The sequence below is a fragment of the Humibacter albus DSM 18994 genome (assembly GCF_000421825.1).
GTDB classification, from domain to species: Bacteria; Actinomycetota; Actinomycetes; order Actinomycetales; family Microbacteriaceae; genus Humibacter; species Humibacter albus.
This window is the reverse complement of the sequence record NZ_ATXT01000014.1, coordinates 373,972-391,253: the sequence shown is the minus strand read 5'-3', so window position 1 is coordinate 391,253 and position 17,282 is coordinate 373,972. Positions and strand designations below refer to the sequence as shown.

Genomic DNA, 17,282 nt, shown 5'->3' with positions numbered 1-17,282 from the left:
GCGTCCCAGGACCGGCCGGCCCGGCTCCGCGCGCCGACGTCACACGGTCGGCGACGAGACGCGCCTCACGCCGGCGCCGCGATCACCCGCACCGGCTGCCCGGCCAGATACGCACGAACGTCGTCCACCGCGTCGCCGTAGAAGGCGCGATAGTTGTCGGTCGTGACGTACCCGATGTGCGGCAGCAGGAGGGTGCGAGGCGCCGAGCGCAGCGGATGATCCGCGGGGAGCGGCTCCGTGTCGTACACGTCGAGCGCGGCGCCCGCGATCTCGCCTGTGCGGAGCGCGTTCACCAGGGCGGTCTCGTCGACGATAGGGCCGCGCGACGTGTTGATCAGGTAGGCGTCGTCGCGCATGGCCGCGAACTCCCGCGCCCCGATGATGGCGCGGGTCGTGTCGTTCAGCGGCAGGTGGATCGTCAGCACGTCCGGCTCGCTGAACAGCCTGTCGCGGGAGACCGCCGTCACGCCGTGCTCAGCGGCCCGCTCGCGCGTGAGCGAGCGGCTCCACGCGACCACCTCCATGCCGAACGCGCGCCCGAGCCGCGCCACGGGAATGCCGAGGCGCCCCAGCCCGAGGATGCCGAGTGTTCGGCCCGCCAGCCCCTGGCCGATCGTGTGCTGCCAGCCGCCGGCACGGATCGCCGCGTCCTCGCCGGCGAAGTTCCGCATCAAGGCAATCGCCATGCCGAAAACGAGCTCGACGACGCCGTTGCCGGCCGACCCGGTTCCGCACACGGTGACGCCGTGCCGGGTGGCGGCATCCAGATCGATCGACGCGTTGCGCATGCCGGTCGTGACGAGCAGTCGCAGCGCGGGCAGCGACTCGAACAGGCCAACGGGGAACGGCGTGCGCTCGCGCATCGCCACGATCACCTCGCTGGAGACGATCCGCTGTCGCAGTTCGTCGCCGGCGAGGTGTTCGGTCACGACGTCGATCTCGAACTCGCCACCGCGCCTGGCATCGAGCGCACTCCAGTCCGCCGAGGCGAGCGCCGCACCCTGGTAATCGTCGAGAACGGTCAGAATGCGTGCCACGACGCTACTTCGACTTCGTGGACGACGTGTCCTTCGAGATCGCGTCCGACGCGGCCTGCGCCGCGGCGATGTCCTTCTGCAGCTTGGCGTCCGCGTCGCCGTACGCGGCCCAGTCGCCCTTCTTCAGCGCGGCCTCCCGGTCGGCGAGGTCTTGCTGTGCCGCCTGGAGCGCCGCTTGCAGCTTCTGCTCGTCGGTGTTCTGCGAGGGCGAGGAGCCGTTCGACGATCCCGAGCCTTCCGAGGCGCCGCCGGAGGATCCGGTATCGCCGCTCTGCCCTGTATCACTGGACGAACCGGCACCCTTGTCGCCGGCGGTCGCCCCGGAGTCGCCGCCGAACAGCACGTCGAGCGCGTCGTCCAAAGTGTCTTCGAACGCGATCTTGTCGCCGAACGCCACGAGCACCTTCTGCAGTAGCGGGTAACTCGTCGACCCGCTGGACTGCACATAGACCGGTTCGACGTAGAGCAGACCACCGCCGACCGGCACGGTCAGCAGGTTGCCGTTGATCACCTTCGTCGAGCCCTGTCTCAGCAGGTTGAGCGCGGTCGACACGTTGGGATCGGAGTCGAAGTTGTTCTGCACCTGTCCGGGACCGGGGATCGTGTCATCCGACGGCAGACGCAGCAGTCGCAGCTTCCCGTAGTCCGATCTCTTCGTGCCCGACTTCTTGCCGGCGTTCGAGTCCACCGCGAGATAGCCCTTGAGAATGCTGCGGTTCGAAGCGCTCGTCGACTGCGGAATGTAGGTCGAGTACAGCGAGAACTCCGGGGAGCTCTGGCCCGGCATCTGCATCGTCAGGTAGTACGGAGGCTGCAACGAAGTGGAATCCGAGCTGCTCGGGTCGTCCGGCACCTGCCAGGCGTCCGTGCTGGAGAAGAACGCACCGGAACCGGTGACGTGATAGCGGGCGAGGATGTCACGCTGCACCTTGAACAGGTCCGCCGGGTACCGCACGTGGCTCATCAGGGCGCCACTCATCGACTTCATCGACTTGACCGTCCCCGGGAAGACCTTCTCCCAGGTCTTCAACACCGGATCCGACGCGTCCCAGGCATACAGCGTGACCTTGCCGGTGTAGGCATCCACCGTGGCCTTCACCGAGTTGCGGATGTAGTTCACGTTGTCCATGCCGTAACCCGTGGATGCCTGTTGCGAGTCAGCGATCGCGTCGCCGTACGACACCTCCTGCGAGTACGGATACTGGTCGCTGGTCGTGTACCCGTCGACGATCCACACGATGCGGCCGTTCACGACCGACGGATACGCGTCGCTGTCGAGCGTGAGATACGGCGCAGCCTGCCGCACACGAGAGATGGGGTCGCGGTTATAGAGGATCTGCGAGTCTTTGTTGACAGCGTCGGAGAGCACGATCTGCTCATCCTGGAACTTGATCGCGTACGCCAGTCTCGTAAACAGGTTGTCGAGCTTCGGGCCGCCATCGCCCGTATAGGTGGTGTACGTGGCCTGCTTGTCGCCGGACCCGGCCGGATAGTCGAGCTCGACGGGCTTCGATCCCTCCGGAGCGCCGACGATCGAATACCGGGGCGAGTCCTCGCCGAAGTACACGCGCGCCTGATACTTGCCGAGCTTGCCCGCGGTGGGGATGCCCGACTCGAAGAAGTCGGGCTGGCCGTCGGACTCGCGCTTGTTGCCGTAGGCGGCCACCAGGCCGTAGCCGTGCGTGTAGACGAATGTGTCGTTGTACTTGCCGGAATCGGACAGCCCTGACTGATGCAGCTCGCGCACTGCGACGACGCTGTCCTGCTCCTTGCCATTGATCGTGTACCGATCGACATCGAGCTGGTCACCGAAGCCGTAGTACTGGCGGAACTGCTGCAGCTGAGCGAAAGCGCCGGAGACCACGGACGGATCGAGAATGCGGATGCTCGCCGTCGTGTCGGCGTCCTTGCGCAGCGCCCCTTGTTTCGCGTCGGTCTTCGCGTCGTATGTGCTCACCTTGACGTCATCGACGTCGAACGCCTTGCGCGTGGCCTCGATGGAACGCTTGATGTACGTGGCCTCCACGGTCTTCTCGCTCGGCGCGACCACGAGCTTCTGCACGCCCCACGGGTAGATGACGCCCACGATGATCGCGGAGACGATGAGCAGCGCGGTGCCAACGAGCGGGTAGCGCCAGCGGCCGATGAACGCGGTCAACACGAAGAGCAGGGCGACGACCGCTGCGATCCCGGCGAGGATCGCCCGGCCCGGAATGGTCGCCGTGACTGCGGTGTAGGCCGCGCCGTTCACGCTGCCGCTGACGGCGGAATCCGTGACGGTGGCGTACCGATCGAACCAGATGCTCACGGCCTGCAGCAGAAGGTAGACGGCGGCGAGCACGGCGATCTGCACACGAGCCGCGCGCGAGATGCGCACCTCACGCCCATTCACCCGCACCGAGCCGTACAGGTAACTGGTGGCGAAAGTCGCGAGCAGCGCGATGATGGTGACAGCCGAGAGGAACGCCACCACGTTGCGGTAGAACGGCAGCGCGAACATGTAGAACGACGTGTCGAGATGGAACTGGGCGTCGGTCGTTCCCGAGGGCACCCCGTTGATCCAGAGCGCCGCGGCCTTCCACTGGCTCGCCGACGCCGCGCCCGCGAAGAGGCCGAACACGATCGGGATGCCGTAGGTCGCCAACCTGCGCAGCGGCTCGAACACCTGCTGGTAGCGCCCGACCCCGGAGTCGAGCTTCGCGTACACCGGGCGCAGCCGGTACGCGAGGAACATGCACAGCCACACCGGCACCGCCATGCCGAGGAAGCCGATGAGGAACATGGTTCCCCCGGCCGCCCACTGCGTGGTGAGCACCTCGAGGTAGCCGAGCTGAGAGAACCAGAGCACGTCGGTATAGAGGCTGGAGAAGATGAAGAAGGCGATGACCAGGGCGGCCACGATTCCGAGCGTGATCCAGACGGCCGCGCGACGGCGGTGTCCTGGGCCTCGGAGTGCTTCGGATGTCACGGGTGATCCTCTTCGGGGGCTTCGTGGACTCGGCGAAGAGCCCACGGGTCGGAAACGCGCCTGAACATCCATCCTAGGCCGGAGGGTGTCAGCGACATCCGAGCGCGCTCACAGATACCTAGGCATTCGTTACGAGAACGCCCCCGAAGCGCGCCTCTCGCGCAACCGGACCGTCGGGGCAAGCGACCGTAACGAGGGGCCCAGCCTCGAGCCGCTCGTGCCGACGGCGTCAGGACGCGGGGCAGGTCGGCAGATCCGCGGTGCTGGAGCCCGTGCGCACGGCATCCAACACCTTGATCGAGTCGTCGAGGCTCTTCACGGCGTACACGTGCAGGCCGGAAGGAATGTGCCCGGTCACCTCGTTGCAGTTCGCCTTCGGCGCGAGGAAAACCGTGGCGCCCGCCTGGCGCGCGCCGTACATCTTCTGCCGGATGCCCCCGATCGCCCCCACGTTGCCCTCGCTGTCGATCGTGCCGGTGCCGGCGACGCGGGCGCCGCCGTTCAGCGAGCCCGGCGTGAGCTTGTCCATGATGCCGAGCGCGAACATCTGCCCCGCGCTCGGGCCGCCGACGTCCGAGAGCTGGATCTTCACCGTGAACGGAAAGTCGTACTCCATGCCGGCGCCGATGCCGATCACGACCGCTCCCGCCGTTGTCGTCGGCGTGACGTGCACCATCGTCTTCTCGCCGTCGCGCCGGATCCCGATCGCCGCGGGAGTGCCCGCGCCGTTCTCCTTCAGCAGGTCGCGCAGCGACTGCACGCCCTTCACCTGCGCGCCGTTCACGGTGAGGATCTCGTCGCCGACCTTCAGCACGCCCTTGGCCGGTCCGTCGGTGAGCTGCTCGACGACAACGTGTTGGGTGAAGTCGTAGCCGAGCTGATTGAGTGCGGCGGCGATGGCATCCTGCTGCGAGTTCGTCATCAGCTGCGCGTTCTCGGCGTTCTGCTCCCGCACGTTCTGCCCCGCGGGGAATGCGACGCCCATCGGGATGACCGCCCGCGACGATGAGAACCACGCGGTGATCACCTCGAACCAGTTCGGCTTGCGCTGCGGATTGCCGATCTCCGAGACGGTGAGCAGATCGAGGGAACCCTTCGTCGCATAGGTCTTGTGGCCCTTGATCACGATGAGGGGCTTCTTCTCGTCGGCGCTCGTCGGTGTCGAACCGACCGCATGATTCTGACCGAGCGTGTTGAACACCGGCCCCGGCGCCTCGATCACGTACGGCGCGGGAGTGAACGCCATGACGAGCAGCAGAACGAGCGCGGCGACCACCAGCCAGGATCCGACGCGACGCGACCGGGGAACCACCGTGACGATGAAGTCCTCGTCCTCCCCGTTCGTGTTCTCGCGCACGCTCCCGACGTCGCGGGAGCCGTCATCGTCAGCGCTTTCGGACGCGCCCTCGGAGCCCCGGGCGTCGCCTTCGGCCCCCTGTGAGTCATCCCCGAGACCACGGATGCCGTCATCGCCGCCCACGTCGGATCCGTCGCGGTCCCCACCCCTGCCGGGTGCGTCATCGGAGAAGAGGGACACGTCAGGGAGCTCCTGTTCGCGACGGGCGGACGACGGACGAGGCTAGCGTAGCGATTTCCTGCCTCCACCGGCTGTGCCCCGGGCTAGCGTTGATGATGCATCGACGAGAAGAGGCATCGCATGTCCGACGACGACCAGGACGACCGCGACGACGAACTGCGCGACATGCTGCGCCAGTTCCTTTCCGGCAACGCCTCGTTCGACCCGAGCCAGCTGGCCGGCGCGGCCGGGCTGCCCGGCGACGCGGCGAGCCTGCAGGCGCTCATGAGTCAGCTGCAAGGCGCGCTGCGCTCCCCCTCTGACGGCATCGACTGGAGCATCGCTCTCGAGCAGGGCACCACCATCGCGTCGACGGATGCCTCCGACCCGACACCCGCGCAACGTGCTGCGCTCGACCAGGCGTTCCAGGTGGCCGCGCTGTGGCTCGACGAGGTCACGAGCATCTCGGAATTGACCACCACACCCGTGCTGCTCAGCCGGCGCCAGTGGGTCAAGAAGACCATGCCGGTGTGGACGCAGCTCGCCGAGCCCGTGGCCACGAGCATCGCGGATGCCCTCACGAACGTGCTGCAGGAACAGGCGCCGGAAGAGATGCGCGGCATGCTGCAGAACGCCGGCCACATGGTGCGCGCGATCGGCGGCACGATGTTCGCGATGCAGCTCGGTCAGGTGGTGGGACAGCTGTCGCAGGAGGTCGTCTCGGGCGGCGATGTTGGCATCCCGCTCCTGGAGGACGGCTCGGCGGCGCTGCTCCCCCAGAACGTCTCCGCGTTCGGCGAAGGCCTCGACATTCCCGACGACCAGGTGGCGCTGTACCTCGCCGTGCGCGAGCTCGCCCACGCGCGGCTGTTCCGCCACGCGAAGTGGCTGCGCCTGCGGCTCATCAGCGCCATCACCGAATTCGCGCGTGGGGTGCGCATCGACGTCGAACGCATGCAGGAACTCGCCGAAGGGTTCGATCCGTCGAATCCGGAGGAGCTGCGCGAGGCGATGGCGTCCGGCGCACTGATCCCGCCGAAGACGCAGGAGCAGCAGGCCGCGCTGACACGCCTGGAGACGCTGCTCGCCCTGATCGAGGGCTGGGTCGACATCGTCACGGCCCGTGCCACCGCTCGGCTTCCCAAATCGGATGCCGTTGCCGAGACCGTGCGCCGGCGCCGCGCCGCGGGCGGCCCCGCCGAGTCCGCGTTCGCGACACTCGTCGGACTCGAGCTCCGGCCGCGTCGGCTGCGCGAAGCGGCGGCGATGTGGTCCGCGGTCACGGATGCTGTCGGCGACGAGGCGAGGGACGGCCTGTGGTCGCACCCCGACCTGCTGCCGTCATCCGACGACGTGGACGACCCGAGTGCACTCGTGGCGAGGCTGACGGCATCCGCGTCGGGCGTGGAGCCGGAGTACGACGAGCTGGACGAGGCGATCGCCGCCATGCTGAGCGGCAAGGACTTCGGTGAGGTCGTCGGCGAAGACTCCGACGAGGGCGGGGCCGACCAAGGCAACTCCGGCCAGGACGAGGACGACCAGGGCGAGGACGACCAGGGCGAGGACAACCAGGGCGACGACTCCCGCCCGGACTGACCGCGGCCGCCGCCGGCGTCTGTGGACAACGCCGGAGGCGATGAGCCGACCTTGGGCATGATGTGCGCATGATCCCTCGGCTCGACCCCGCGATACCTCTCGTCTGGCGCGACCCGCACACCCTGCAGCTGGGTGTGGACCGCGTGGTGTGCGTCTTTCCGAACGTCGCAGTGGCGACCCAACGGATGCTCGCCGCCCTGCAGCGGGGGGCTCCGGAGTCGGCGCTGGCGGTCTTGGCGTCGGCCGATCCGAGCACGTCGGCGAAAGACGCCCCGGTCGAGGCCGCCGCACTGCTCGCGTCGGTCTCCGATGCGCTGCTGCCCGACGCGCTGCTGCCCGATGCGAGCGTGCGCGTCGGGTCGATCGTGATCGACGGCACCGGCGAGACGGCAGCGCGGCTCCACAGGCTCCTGCGCGAGGCCGGCCACCACGTGATCACGGCCCGCGAAGCCGCGGGCATGTCGGAGACGGGCGCCGAGGCTCGTGCCGGTGCCGGTGCTTCCGAGGGCGTCGCGGCCGCCGTCCTCGTCGGATCCTTCATGATCCCGCCGTGGCGGCATGGCCCATGGCTTCGACGCGACGTGCCTCATCTGCCCATCGTGTTCAGCGACGACGGCGTGGAGATCGGACCGTTCGTCGACGGCGACGGGCCGTGCCTGCGCTGCGTCTCGCTGGCCCGCACGGACGCCGACCCGGCGTGGCCTGCGATCGCCGCGCAGCTCGACATGCGTCCGCCCGCACCGGAGCCGTGCCTACTCTCGGCGCGGGCCGCCGCAGTGGCTGCACACTGGCTGGACGCGCGGGTACGCGAGGGCGACGTCTCGCGCCGAGCCACGAGCATCCGATTGCACGCAGACGGCAGCGTCAGCGAGCGTTCGCACTCTCCGCACGGTCTGTGCGGATGCCGAGCTCTGCCAGAAAACGTGACGGCTCTCGTGGGCCGGCCGCGTTCGCGGACCAGCTCAACGCCAGCCGACGCCTCGCTCGCGTGATGCCGACGTAAAGCAGCCGCCGCTCCTCGTCGACCGCGGCGGCAGTGCGCGCGTATCCGATGGGCATGAGCCCGTCCCCCAGCCCGACGATGTGCACGTCATCCCACTCGAGGCCCTTGGCCGCATGCAGGGTGCACAGTGTGACGGCGGCGATGGTCGGCTCGTGCTGCGCCGCCTGACGGGCGAGAAGGTCGTCGGTGAATTCCCGGAACGTCATGCCCTCCGGAGCGTCGTCCACCAGACCCATGATCGCGTTCAACGACTCCCACCGCTCGCGTACGCTGCCCGCGGTCTGCGGCGGCTCGAGCGTCCAGCCGAGTGAGCGCAGCACGTCGCTGACCGACTGGAACAAGGGCTCGTCGGTCGTCGCCAGGGAAGCGGCGCGGAGCGTCATCACCGCCTGCCGCACCTCCGGCTGATCGAAGAACCGCTTGCCGCCGCGCATCTGGTAGGCGACACCTACGTCGCTCAGCGCCGCCTCCAGCGGTGCCGCCTGCGCGTTCATGCGGTAGAGCACGGCCATCTCCTGTGCTTTCGCACCGTCGCGGATGCGGGCGCGCAACTGGGCCGCGACGGCCTGGGCCTCCTCTGCATCGGTGCGGTAGCCGGTGACCGACGGCGGCGCGGGCGGGTCGGCGACATTCATCGGCTCCCTTCCGGCCTGCTCGGCGGGTCCGGCCTGCTCGGCGGGCTCGGAGCCGGTGAGCGCGTGCAGAGAAAGCGCACCGGGCCGCCCGCGCATCAGCCGGTTCGCGGTCTCGACGATGGGCGCGCTCGACCGGTAGTTCTGTTCGAGACGCACGACCGTGGCATCCGGGTGCTGACGGCCGAAGCCGAGCAGATACGAACTGGATGCCCCCGCGAACGAATAGATCGTCTGGCTCGCGTCGCCGACCACGCACAGATCGGAGCGGTCGCCGAGCCAGAGGTCGAGCAGACGCTGTTGGAGCGGCGAGACATCCTGATACTCGTCGACGACGAAGAACCGGTACTGCTCGCGCACGTGCATCGCCACCGACGGCTCCGCTTCGATCATGCCGGCGCACGCGAGCAGCACGTCTTCGAAGTCGAGCTGGCGACGGTCGTCCTTCAACGCCTCGTACGCCCGCTGCAGGTCGGTCGCCTGCCGCGGGCTGAGCGACCCGGGCGGCGTGCGGGGCGGGATGCCGTCGGACCGGGCGTCGAACGTGCGCTCGTAGTCGTCGAGGCTCAGCTCGCTCACCTTGCGCCACTCGATCTCCGCGGCCACGTCGCGCAGGGTCGGCGTGTCCACGCGCAGGTGCAGTCGTTCGGCCGCCTGTCCGAGAACGCGGCCCTTGCCGTCGAGCACGTTCGGCAGGCCGCTGCCGACCACTATCGGCCAGAAGTAGTTCAGCTGGCTCAGAGCGGCGGCGTGAAACGTGCGCGCTGCGACACCGGATGCTCCGAGCGCGCGCAGCCTGCCGCGCAGCTCCGAGGCGGCCCGGCTCGTGAACGTGAGCGCCATCACCCGGTTCGGCGCATACACGCCGGTGGCCACCCCGTACGCGATGCGGTGGGTGATCGCCCGCGTCTTCCCCGTGCCGGCGCCGGCGAGAACGCACACCGGTCCGAGCAGCGCCTCGGCGGCGACCCGCTGAGCGTCGTCGAGCCCCTCGAGGAGCTGTTGGGCGGACTGCGTCACGCCCGGTCCTTGTCCGTCACCGCGTTTCCGACTCGCGCCGGGTCGCTGTCTCGCGCCGAGTCGCCGTCTCCGGCGGGGTCTCGAGGCGACGGCGGCTCGTCGAGCGGCCCCCCGTACCAGTCGCGCACGATCCAGTGAGCGATCGACGAGGCGCCGGGAAGAAGGATGTCCGCCCGCTGCTGCCAGACATCCTCACGGCTGAACCAGCGCAGCGCGAGGATCTCCTCCCCGTCGGGCCGCGGGTCGGTGTGGCCCGGCAGCGCACGGGCCTCCATGCCGACCATGATCGAGGCGGGGAACGGCCACGGCTGTGAGGCGAGATAGGTCGGCTCGCCGACGAGCACGCCGGATTCCTCCTCGATCTCGCGCTGGGCCGCGGCTTCGAACGCCTCGCCCGCTTCCACGAATCCGGCGAGCAGAGACCAGCGGTTGTTCTCCCAGAGAGCGTTGGACCCGAGCAGGAGGCGGTCTTCGTCGTCGAGCACGCGCACGATCACGGCCGGGTCGGTGCGCGGGAAGATCTCGTTCTCGTCGACGAAGCAGCGACGCATCCAGCCGCCGTGTTCCACCACGGTCGGCGTGCCGCAGCGGGGGCAGTGCGTGTTCACAGCGTGCCAGTTCGCGATCGCGACCGACTCCGTGAGCAGGCCGGTGTCGCGATCGTCGAGCACCGTGGCGAGATCGCGCAGGCCGCGCCAGCGCGAATCGTCGGGTTCGAGCTCGCCCGCTGCCGCGTCGGTCAGCACGGCCAGAATGATCGGGGTCCCTGCGGGTTCCGCCTCCGTCGCCTGCAGCGTGCGGCCGAGGTACACCCGCGTGAGCGCCGAGGTGACCTCGTCGGTACGGAACAGACGCAGGTGCGTGCCGGCGGCATCCCCCGTCGCGGAGGCGCGAGCTGCGGAGTCGGTGGCTCTGCGTTCGACGGGTACGGTGTCGGTGGCCCCGGGACCATCGGACCCCGCGTCCACGGTGAGCGTGCGGCCATGCAGGAGCGGGAGCACGCGGGTCGCCTCGTCCGCCAGCAGCTCGTCGAACAGCGCAGGGTTCGTCCGCGCGACACCGTCGCGATCGACGGCCGACCGAGACAGCGGGAGCGGTCCGAGAGTGCGTCGCATCCTGAGGTGACTCCTTGGGCGCTCGATGTCTGGTGTTCTCGATGGCGAGAGGTAGGCCGGGATGCGCGGCTGGCGGCACCGACGATGCTTCCGGTGAGCGCGTGGCGCGCGGGCCCTGCAGCGCCGGCCGCGCCTACCCTGGACGGTATGGCCAGATCCCATCTCACCTTAGCCGCGCTGGCCACGTCGGCCGTGCCCGACCTGGACATCGCCGGAACCCGCAGTTATAGCTACGACCTGCACGGCGACTTCGACTCAGCGCTGCTCACCAGTCGCGACGGAACGGAGTTCATCATCCGCGTTCCGGCCTCGCAAGACGCCGAGACGGAGCAGGGAGCCGACCTCGTGGCGTTGCGCGCCCTGACCGCGGGAGTGCGGGCTCGCATGCCGTTCGACGTTCCCGAATACGTCGGTCAGACGCCGGTCGGAGGCACGCGTGCCGTGCTCTACACGTTTCTGCCCGGCGACAAGGTGGCACTGGAGAACGTGCAGCCGGGCGACGGTCTCGCCGCCTCCATCGGGCGAGCGATCGCGGCTATCCACTCGTTGCCGACGTCGTTCGTCACGGATGCCGGCATGCCCACCCTGAGCACCGCCGAGTGCCTGGCGGCGACGAAGTCGCTCATCGCGTCGGCAACCGCGACCGGCCTGGTGCCCGCGGCGCTCGCGAAGCGATGGAAGGAGGCCGTCGACGACGAGGACCTGTGGCGCTTTCAGCCCGCGGTCATCAACGGTGCGCTCACCATCGACTCGTTCATCGTGCGCGAGGAGTCCGTTGTCGGCCTGATCGGATGGTCCGCTCTGCGTGTCGGCGATCCCGCGCGCGACCTGCACTGGGTTCTCGGCATGAAGGCGGATGCCGCGGAGAGCGCACTCGAGGCCTACTCGCTCGCGCGCGGGTCGGCATCCGACCCCAATCTGCTGTTCCGGGCGACGCTGTACGCGGAGCTGGAGCTGGCGCGCTGGCTCATCCACGGTCGGGAACTGCACGATCAGCTGATCGTCGACGACGCCGTCGCCATGCTCGACAGCCTGGTCGAGCGCGTGCACGATGACGACCTCGATCCGCTCGCTCCGAACACCGGGCCGATCATGGCGGTCACCGAGGTGGAAGCGCTGCTGGATGCCTCGCCCAGAGAATCAGGCGACGACGCATCGCTGGGTCTGCCGCCCGTGGACGACGAGCGCGAGCCGTCCGACGACGAGTTCGAGCGCGACGACTGACGCGCCGGTTCGGGAGGACGCGCGTAAGCGTCGGAGACCCTCGTGCCCGCCCTCTCGGCCGCGGCGCGCATCCGGATCAGCGCGCGACGCGGGGAACTCGCCTGCTGAGGCCGGCCAGGATGAAGGAGATTCCTGCGAAGACGGCAACCGTGACGGTCACCGCGAGAACCATCGTTCCCTGCGCGGCCATGGCGGTGAAGAGGCTCCCGAGCCCGGCGACGCCGAGAGACATCGCGGTCTGCTGCGAGGTGACGAGCACACCGCTGCCGACGCCGGCGAGGCGGATCGGCATCTCGGAGAGGACCAGACGGAACAGTGATCCGACGCACAGCGCCTGACCGATCCCGACCACGACCAAGGCGGCGACCGCGACGACGATGGACAACGAGGGCCAGCTCGTCATGACGACGACGAGCAGCACGGCCAGTCCGGCTGCCTGGAGAACGAGCCCGATCGTGAGCACATTGCGGTCGAGTCGGCGCAGCAGCGCGGGCACGAGAAACGATGTGGCGAAGTAGGCGACGCATACCGGAGTGATGGCGAGTCCCGCGGTCATCGCGCTGACCTTCAGCCCGTCCTGGACGGCGAGTGCGAAGACGAACATGAACGCGCCGAAGACCCCGAAGAACCCGATCACGACGGGCATTCCGCGGCGCATGGATCTCACGGTGAAGATCGAGGGCGGGAGCAACGGAGTGCGTCCACTCCGTTCGGCGACCAGCGACATGCGGATGAGAACGGCGGCGAACACGGGAACGAGAGCGAGCGCAGTCCAGCACCACCACGGCCAGCCGAGCGATGGCCCCTGGGTCAGCGGAACGAGCAGAGCGGCGATCGCGAGCGCGAGCACGAGAGCGCCGGGCAGGTCGAGGCCGGCTCGCTGCGCGGCCCTTGTCTGCGGAACGGTGCGGCGCAGCAGGAGCATCGCCGTGATCCCGACCGGAACGTTGATGAGGAAGATCAATCTCCAGCCGCCGCCGGGCACATCGACGTCGGCGAGCGCCCCGCCGAGCAGCTGCCCGACCACCGCGGAGAGGCCGCCTGCCGCTGCATAGAGTCCGACGGCGCGGTGCTGTGCCCGGCCGGTGAGGCCGCTGTGGAAGGTGGCGAGGGTCTGCGGCGTCATCAGCGCGGCGCTCGCGCCTTGCAGTACGCGTGCGATCAGGAGGACGGACATGCCAGGGGCCAGTCCGGCCGCCAACGAGGTCAGCGTGAACGCGGCGATGCCCATGGCGAACATGCGTCGCCGTCCGTAGTCGTCGCCCAGGCGACCTCCGGTGACGAGCAGCACGGCGTAGGCGGTGCCGTAGCCGGCGACGACGACCTCGAGGGCGCCGGGCCCGGCATGCAGCTGACGCCCGATCGTCGGGAGCGCCACGTTGGTGATGAAGAAGTCGAGATTCGCCAGGAACGGCCCGGCGAGCATCACCAGAACGCCGAGACCGCCGAAGTTCCCCCTGCCGTCGTTGGTAGCGTCCCTCGCTGCGCCGTCCTTCTCGTCGGCTGTGATCTGTGCTGTCATACCGGCTAGCATCGGAGGTATGCGAAACGGGTACCAGAAGCCCGCTGATGCTGGTAGTGCAAACACCACCGTCGCCACTCCGGTCGCGGCCGCTACCCGACGGCGCGAGCTCGGTGTCTTCCTGCGCAGCAGACGAGAGCGGATCACTCCGCATTCGCTCGGTCTCCCGGTGGCCGCGCGACGACGAGCGCCGGGTCTGCTCCGCGAGGAGGTCGCCCAACTCGCCGGCATCGGCGTCACCTGGTACACCTGGCTCGAGCAGGGACGAAACATCCGAGCATCCGCTCAAGTGCTCGAAGCGGTTGCCCGCACGCTGCGCCTCGATCGCGATGAGCGCGCGCATCTCTTCGCACTCGCGGGTGCTCCCGCGTCGCCGACCGTCGCGGACTACGCGGTCGACGAACCGACCCGCAGGGTGTTGGATGCCGTGCTCCCGCTGCCCGCCTGCGTACAGAACGCGAAATACGACCTCCTGGCGTACAACCCCGCGTATGCACGGTTGATCGGCGATCTCGCCGCGCTACCGGAGACGGAACGCAACAGCGTGTGGCTCGCGTTCACCGACCCCGCTTGGCGCGCCGCCCTCCCCGACTGGGACGTCGTCACGGCCCGCATGGTCGCCCGGCTGCGCGCCACCATGGCGAGCCACCTCGACGACGAAAGCTGGCAGAGCTTCATCCGCCGCCTCGTGGCGGCATCCCCTGAGTTCGCAAGGCTCTGGGAGAGGCACGATGTGACCGAGGCCGCCACCGAACACAAGCCCATCCGACACGAGCGGCTCGGCCTGCTCCGCTTCGATGTCGCAACCTCGTGGCTCGCGCCCCGAAGCGAGCTGAGGATGGTCGTGTTCACGCCCGCCGACGCGCGTACGGCCGCGCTGATCCCCGCCCTCGTCGCGAATCCCGGGTGATCCGTCGATCGGCGGGACGGAACGTCAATCGAGGCAGAACTCGTTGCCCTCGACATCCTGCATGACGAGGCACGACTCGTTCACGCCGTCGGCCTCCACCAGCCGGAACCGGGTAGCGCCGAGCGGGATGAGCCGTGCGCACTCGGCCTCGAGTGCGGCAAGTCGCTCCGGCCCGACGAGACCGGTGCCGACGCGCACGTCGAGGTGCACGCGATTCTTGACCACCTTGCCCTCGGGAACACGCTGGAAGAACAGCCGCGGCCCCACTCCCGTTGGATCGACGCATGCGAACGCCCTGCCTTGCTCTTCCGGCGGCAAGGCGGCATCGAAGTCATCCCACGAGTCGAATCCCGGCGGAGGCGGCGGAACGACGTAGCCGAGCACCTCGCACCAGAAACGGGCGACCCGTTCGGGATCGGCGCAGTCGAACGTCACCTGGAACGTGCGAACGGATGCCATGAGCCCACGGTAGACGGCCGTGAGGCTCGGCGATAGGCCCGGTTCCGACCGACACAGCCGTTCTTGTTCCCGAACGGCGTGGCCGGGGTCGTCACCGAGCGTTTTCTCGAATGCGCGCGTGCTACCGTCGTGGCGATCGTGATCCGTCGGCAGGAGGTGAGACCCATGAATGCAGTGTCCGCAACGGGTGCTCCCCCGAAGTCCACGATCGCGCGACTGAGCTGATCATTACCAGGCTCGTCGCCGGGAGCGCCCCCGTGTCTTCGCGAAAGGCGAATCCCATGAACAACTCTTCTTCTGCGACCCCTTCCTCCGTTGCCGCCGCTTGCTCAGCTGCCGCCGCCGCTTCGCGTGGAGTGACCGCCCGTGAGCGTGCTCTCGTCCTCGGGGGCGGCGGATCCACCGGCAATGCCTGGCTGATCGGCATCGTCGCCGGTCTCGCTGATGCCGGGGTGGAGGTGACCGATGCAGGCCTCACCGTCGGAACCTCGGCGGGCGCCACGACAGCGGTGCAACTCGCCGGTTCGAGCCCGGCAGAACTGTACGAGGCAACTCTCGTTCCGCCGCCCGAGGCGCGTCCGCGAGCGGTGCGGGAGGCAGACGTCTCGGCCTCCGCACCATCGACGCGGTCCGGCGTGTCGACAGCACGGGTGCGCGGCCGCGGTCGGTCCGAACCGGCCAGCGATTACCTGGCGCGGACGAACACGATCATTGCGACGTCCCGCGACGCCGCCGACATGCGCCGTCGCATGGGCGCCGCTGCGCTCGAGAACTCGATGTCATCCGATGTCGAATCGCTGGCGCGTTGGCGCGCGATCGTCGCGGCGCGACTTGCTGGTCAGGACTGGCCCCAGCGCACCCTGTTCATCACCGCAGTGGACGCCGACACCGGCGAACCGGTCCTCTTCGATAGCGGGAGCGGCGTCGAGCTCACCGATGCCGTCGCCGCCAGTTGCTCGAGCGCTTTCGCGTACCGAATCGGCGACCGCCGCTACATCGACGGCGGATACCGACGCAACGAGAATGCCGATCTCGCCACCGGATTCGAACGCGTGCTGATCCTCTCGCCGCTCGGCGGCCGCACGCGACATCCGCTGGGCTGGCGCATGCAGCTTGGCGCTCAAGTCGACGAACTGCGTGCAGGCGGCAGCACCGTGCACACGGTATTCCCCGATGCCGCGTCGGAGCACCTGTTCGGTGCGAACGCGATGAACCTGTCACTGCGGCCGCACGCCGCCCGGGCCGGCTTCGACCAGGGCCTGGCGCTCGCGGATCAGATGTCCGGGTTCTGGGGGTAGTCCTCCGTCGGCAGCGAGCGCAGTGCGCACAGTGCGGCCAGTGTGCACAGTGCGGCCGTCACCGGGTTGTGCTAGCGCCGTCGGAGCCGACGGATCACGATCCTCGCCGTTGTTCACGAAACGGAAGCGTCATGGCGTCAGCGACGCGGCCAGCGTCGTGCGAATCGCGTCGAGGTCACCAGTGATGGCGATGTCGGCGGACTCCAGATCCTCTCGGCCCCAGAGCAGCAGCAGGATGTCCGCCGCCGCGCCGGTCACGGTGGCCGCGGCGCTCGACGACTCCGCGTCACGGGCATCACGGGCGGCACCGGCACTCATGGACGCACCGGTCAGGCGGACGTGACGGGCGGCATCCGTCGGCGCGAACTCGACGGTGGCATCCAACGGCGTCTGGCGCCCCAGTCTCACCTGCCGCGGGTACAGGTCTTCGACGACCTCGGCGACGCCGTCCACGGCAAGTTCCGGATCGATGCTCACCGTGCTTCCCAGGGAGGCGGCCGCATCCCACAGGTGGATCGTGGTTTCCAAGGCCTGGCGCCGAGCCCAGGTCGCGACGTTCTCGGGCGGGTAGAGCGTCCAGCACGACTGGTCCGCCGGCAGCTCACGCAGCGCGGCGACGAGCCGGGCGGCGCCGAGCCGGAACGACGCGGATGTCGTCAGCCCGGCATCCGCGTCGGTCTCCGGTTCGCCCGTGGCTTTCGACAGTGCCCAGCGATGGATGCCGGCGAGGTGGTCGACGAGATCGGCGATCGTCCAACCGGGGCAGGAAGGCACCCGCGCCGCCGGATCAGCCTGCTCGATCACCGCAGCGAACTCGGCCGCGGCGGACTCGAGATAGTCGACGTACGGGAGCGTCATCCGGTCAGTATCGCAGGAAGATCACACGCGTCTGGTACTCGCCGCTGCGTCATCGATCAGCGGTCATTCGGCCGTCCGATACGTGGTGCCACCGCATCCTGCACACCGAGATAGTGCGCCACCG

The 17,282-nt window shown here is 68.9% G+C and carries 12 protein-coding genes; 4 read left to right on the top strand and 8 right to left on the bottom strand.

Annotated elements, in window-relative coordinates; all coding sequences use genetic code 11:
* Positions 1-65: 65 nt before the first annotated feature.
* The 3 genes from H623_RS0109225 to H623_RS0109215 form a co-directional block, all read right to left on the bottom strand.
* Complete coding sequence (locus H623_RS0109225) at positions 66-1,037, bottom strand: D-2-hydroxyacid dehydrogenase family protein (RefSeq protein WP_022900655.1); 972 nt, start codon at positions 1,035-1,037, stop codon at positions 66-68.
* Positions 1,038-1,041: 4 nt separating this feature from the next.
* The gene (locus tag H623_RS18915; protein ID WP_022900654.1) at positions 1,042-4,005 is read right to left on the bottom strand and encodes a UPF0182 family membrane protein; all 2,964 of its coding nucleotides are present in this window, start codon (positions 4,003-4,005) and stop codon (positions 1,042-1,044) included.
* Between the two features lie 229 nt (positions 4,006-4,234).
* Positions 4,235-5,362 (bottom strand): YlbL family protein, encoded by a 1,128-nt coding sequence (locus H623_RS0109215; RefSeq protein ID WP_051143181.1) that lies wholly within the window; start codon positions 5,360-5,362, stop codon positions 4,235-4,237.
* A 300-nt stretch (positions 5,363-5,662) separates the two neighbouring features.
* Here H623_RS0109215 and H623_RS18910 point away from each other — a divergent pair, with 300 nt between their 5' ends.
* On the top strand, positions 5,663-7,117 hold the full coding sequence (locus tag H623_RS18910) for a zinc-dependent metalloprotease (RefSeq protein ID WP_022900652.1): 1,455 nt from the start codon (positions 5,663-5,665) through the stop codon (positions 7,115-7,117).
* 864 nt (positions 7,118-7,981) lie between these two features.
* Here the strand turns inward: H623_RS18910 and H623_RS0109200 are convergent.
* Entirely contained in the window at positions 7,982-9,772 is a 1,791-nt protein-coding gene (locus H623_RS0109200) for an ATP-dependent helicase (RefSeq protein WP_022900650.1), read from the bottom strand.
* Positions 9,769-10,887 (bottom strand): NAD(+) diphosphatase, encoded by a 1,119-nt coding sequence (nudC, locus tag H623_RS18900; protein ID WP_022900649.1) that lies wholly within the window; start codon positions 10,885-10,887, stop codon positions 9,769-9,771. The genes H623_RS0109200 and nudC overlap by 4 nt, the downstream gene beginning before the upstream one ends.
* Before the next feature lie 147 nt (positions 10,888-11,034).
* Here nudC and H623_RS18895 point away from each other — a divergent pair, with 147 nt between their 5' ends.
* Positions 11,035-12,111, top strand: coding sequence for a phosphotransferase (locus H623_RS18895; protein ID WP_022900648.1), 1,077 nt, complete (start codon positions 11,035-11,037; stop codon positions 12,109-12,111).
* A gap of 76 nt (positions 12,112-12,187) precedes the next feature.
* On the opposite strand, the gene H623_RS18890 is transcribed toward H623_RS18895, so the two are convergent.
* Positions 12,188-13,633, bottom strand: coding sequence for an MFS transporter (locus tag H623_RS18890; protein WP_022900647.1), 1,446 nt, complete (start codon positions 13,631-13,633; stop codon positions 12,188-12,190).
* Between the two features lie 19 nt (positions 13,634-13,652).
* Between H623_RS18890 and H623_RS18885 the strand changes: the two genes are divergently transcribed.
* Positions 13,653-14,543: a helix-turn-helix transcriptional regulator gene (locus tag H623_RS18885; RefSeq protein ID WP_022900646.1), complete on the top strand. Its 891-nt coding sequence runs from the start codon at positions 13,653-13,655 to the stop codon at positions 14,541-14,543.
* Positions 14,544-14,567: 24 nt separating this feature from the next.
* Here H623_RS18885 and H623_RS0109175 read toward each other — a convergent pair whose 3' ends face one another.
* Positions 14,568-15,002 carry a VOC family protein gene (locus tag H623_RS0109175; protein ID WP_022900645.1) on the bottom strand — a complete coding sequence of 145 codons (435 nt, stop codon included), beginning with the start codon at positions 15,000-15,002 and terminating at the stop codon, positions 14,568-14,570.
* Between the two features lie 356 nt (positions 15,003-15,358).
* Between H623_RS0109175 and H623_RS0109170 the strand changes: the two genes are divergently transcribed.
* A complete protein-coding gene (locus H623_RS0109170; protein WP_022900644.1) occupies positions 15,359-16,300 on the top strand; it encodes a patatin-like phospholipase family protein in 942 nt (313 codons plus the stop codon).
* A gap of 129 nt (positions 16,301-16,429) precedes the next feature.
* Here the strand turns inward: H623_RS0109170 and H623_RS0109165 are convergent, their stop codons facing one another.
* Positions 16,430-17,158, bottom strand: a complete 729-nt coding sequence (locus H623_RS0109165) for a maleylpyruvate isomerase family mycothiol-dependent enzyme (RefSeq protein WP_022900643.1) — start codon at positions 17,156-17,158, stop codon at positions 16,430-16,432.
* Positions 17,159-17,282 lie beyond the last annotated feature (124 nt).

Bases quoted from the DNA above. Each gene is read 5' to 3' on its own strand.
- H623_RS18910 (WP_022900652.1), top strand. From the start codon at position 5,663: ATGTCCGACGACGACCAGGACGACCGCGACGACGAACTGCGCGACATG.
- nudC (WP_022900649.1), bottom strand. From the start codon at position 10,887: ATGCGACGCACTCTCGGACCGCTCCCGCTGTCTCGGTCGGCCGTCGAT.
- H623_RS18895 (WP_022900648.1), top strand. From the start codon at position 11,035: ATGGCCAGATCCCATCTCACCTTAGCCGCGCTGGCCACGTCGGCCGTG.
- H623_RS18890 (WP_022900647.1), bottom strand. From the start codon at position 13,633: ATGACAGCACAGATCACAGCCGACGAGAAGGACGGCGCAGCGAGGGAC.
- H623_RS18885 (WP_022900646.1), top strand. From the start codon at position 13,653: ATGCGAAACGGGTACCAGAAGCCCGCTGATGCTGGTAGTGCAAACACC.
- H623_RS0109175 (WP_022900645.1), bottom strand. From the start codon at position 15,002: ATGGCATCCGTTCGCACGTTCCAGGTGACGTTCGACTGCGCCGATCCC.
- H623_RS0109165 (WP_022900643.1), bottom strand. From the start codon at position 17,158: ATGACGCTCCCGTACGTCGACTATCTCGAGTCCGCCGCGGCCGAGTTC.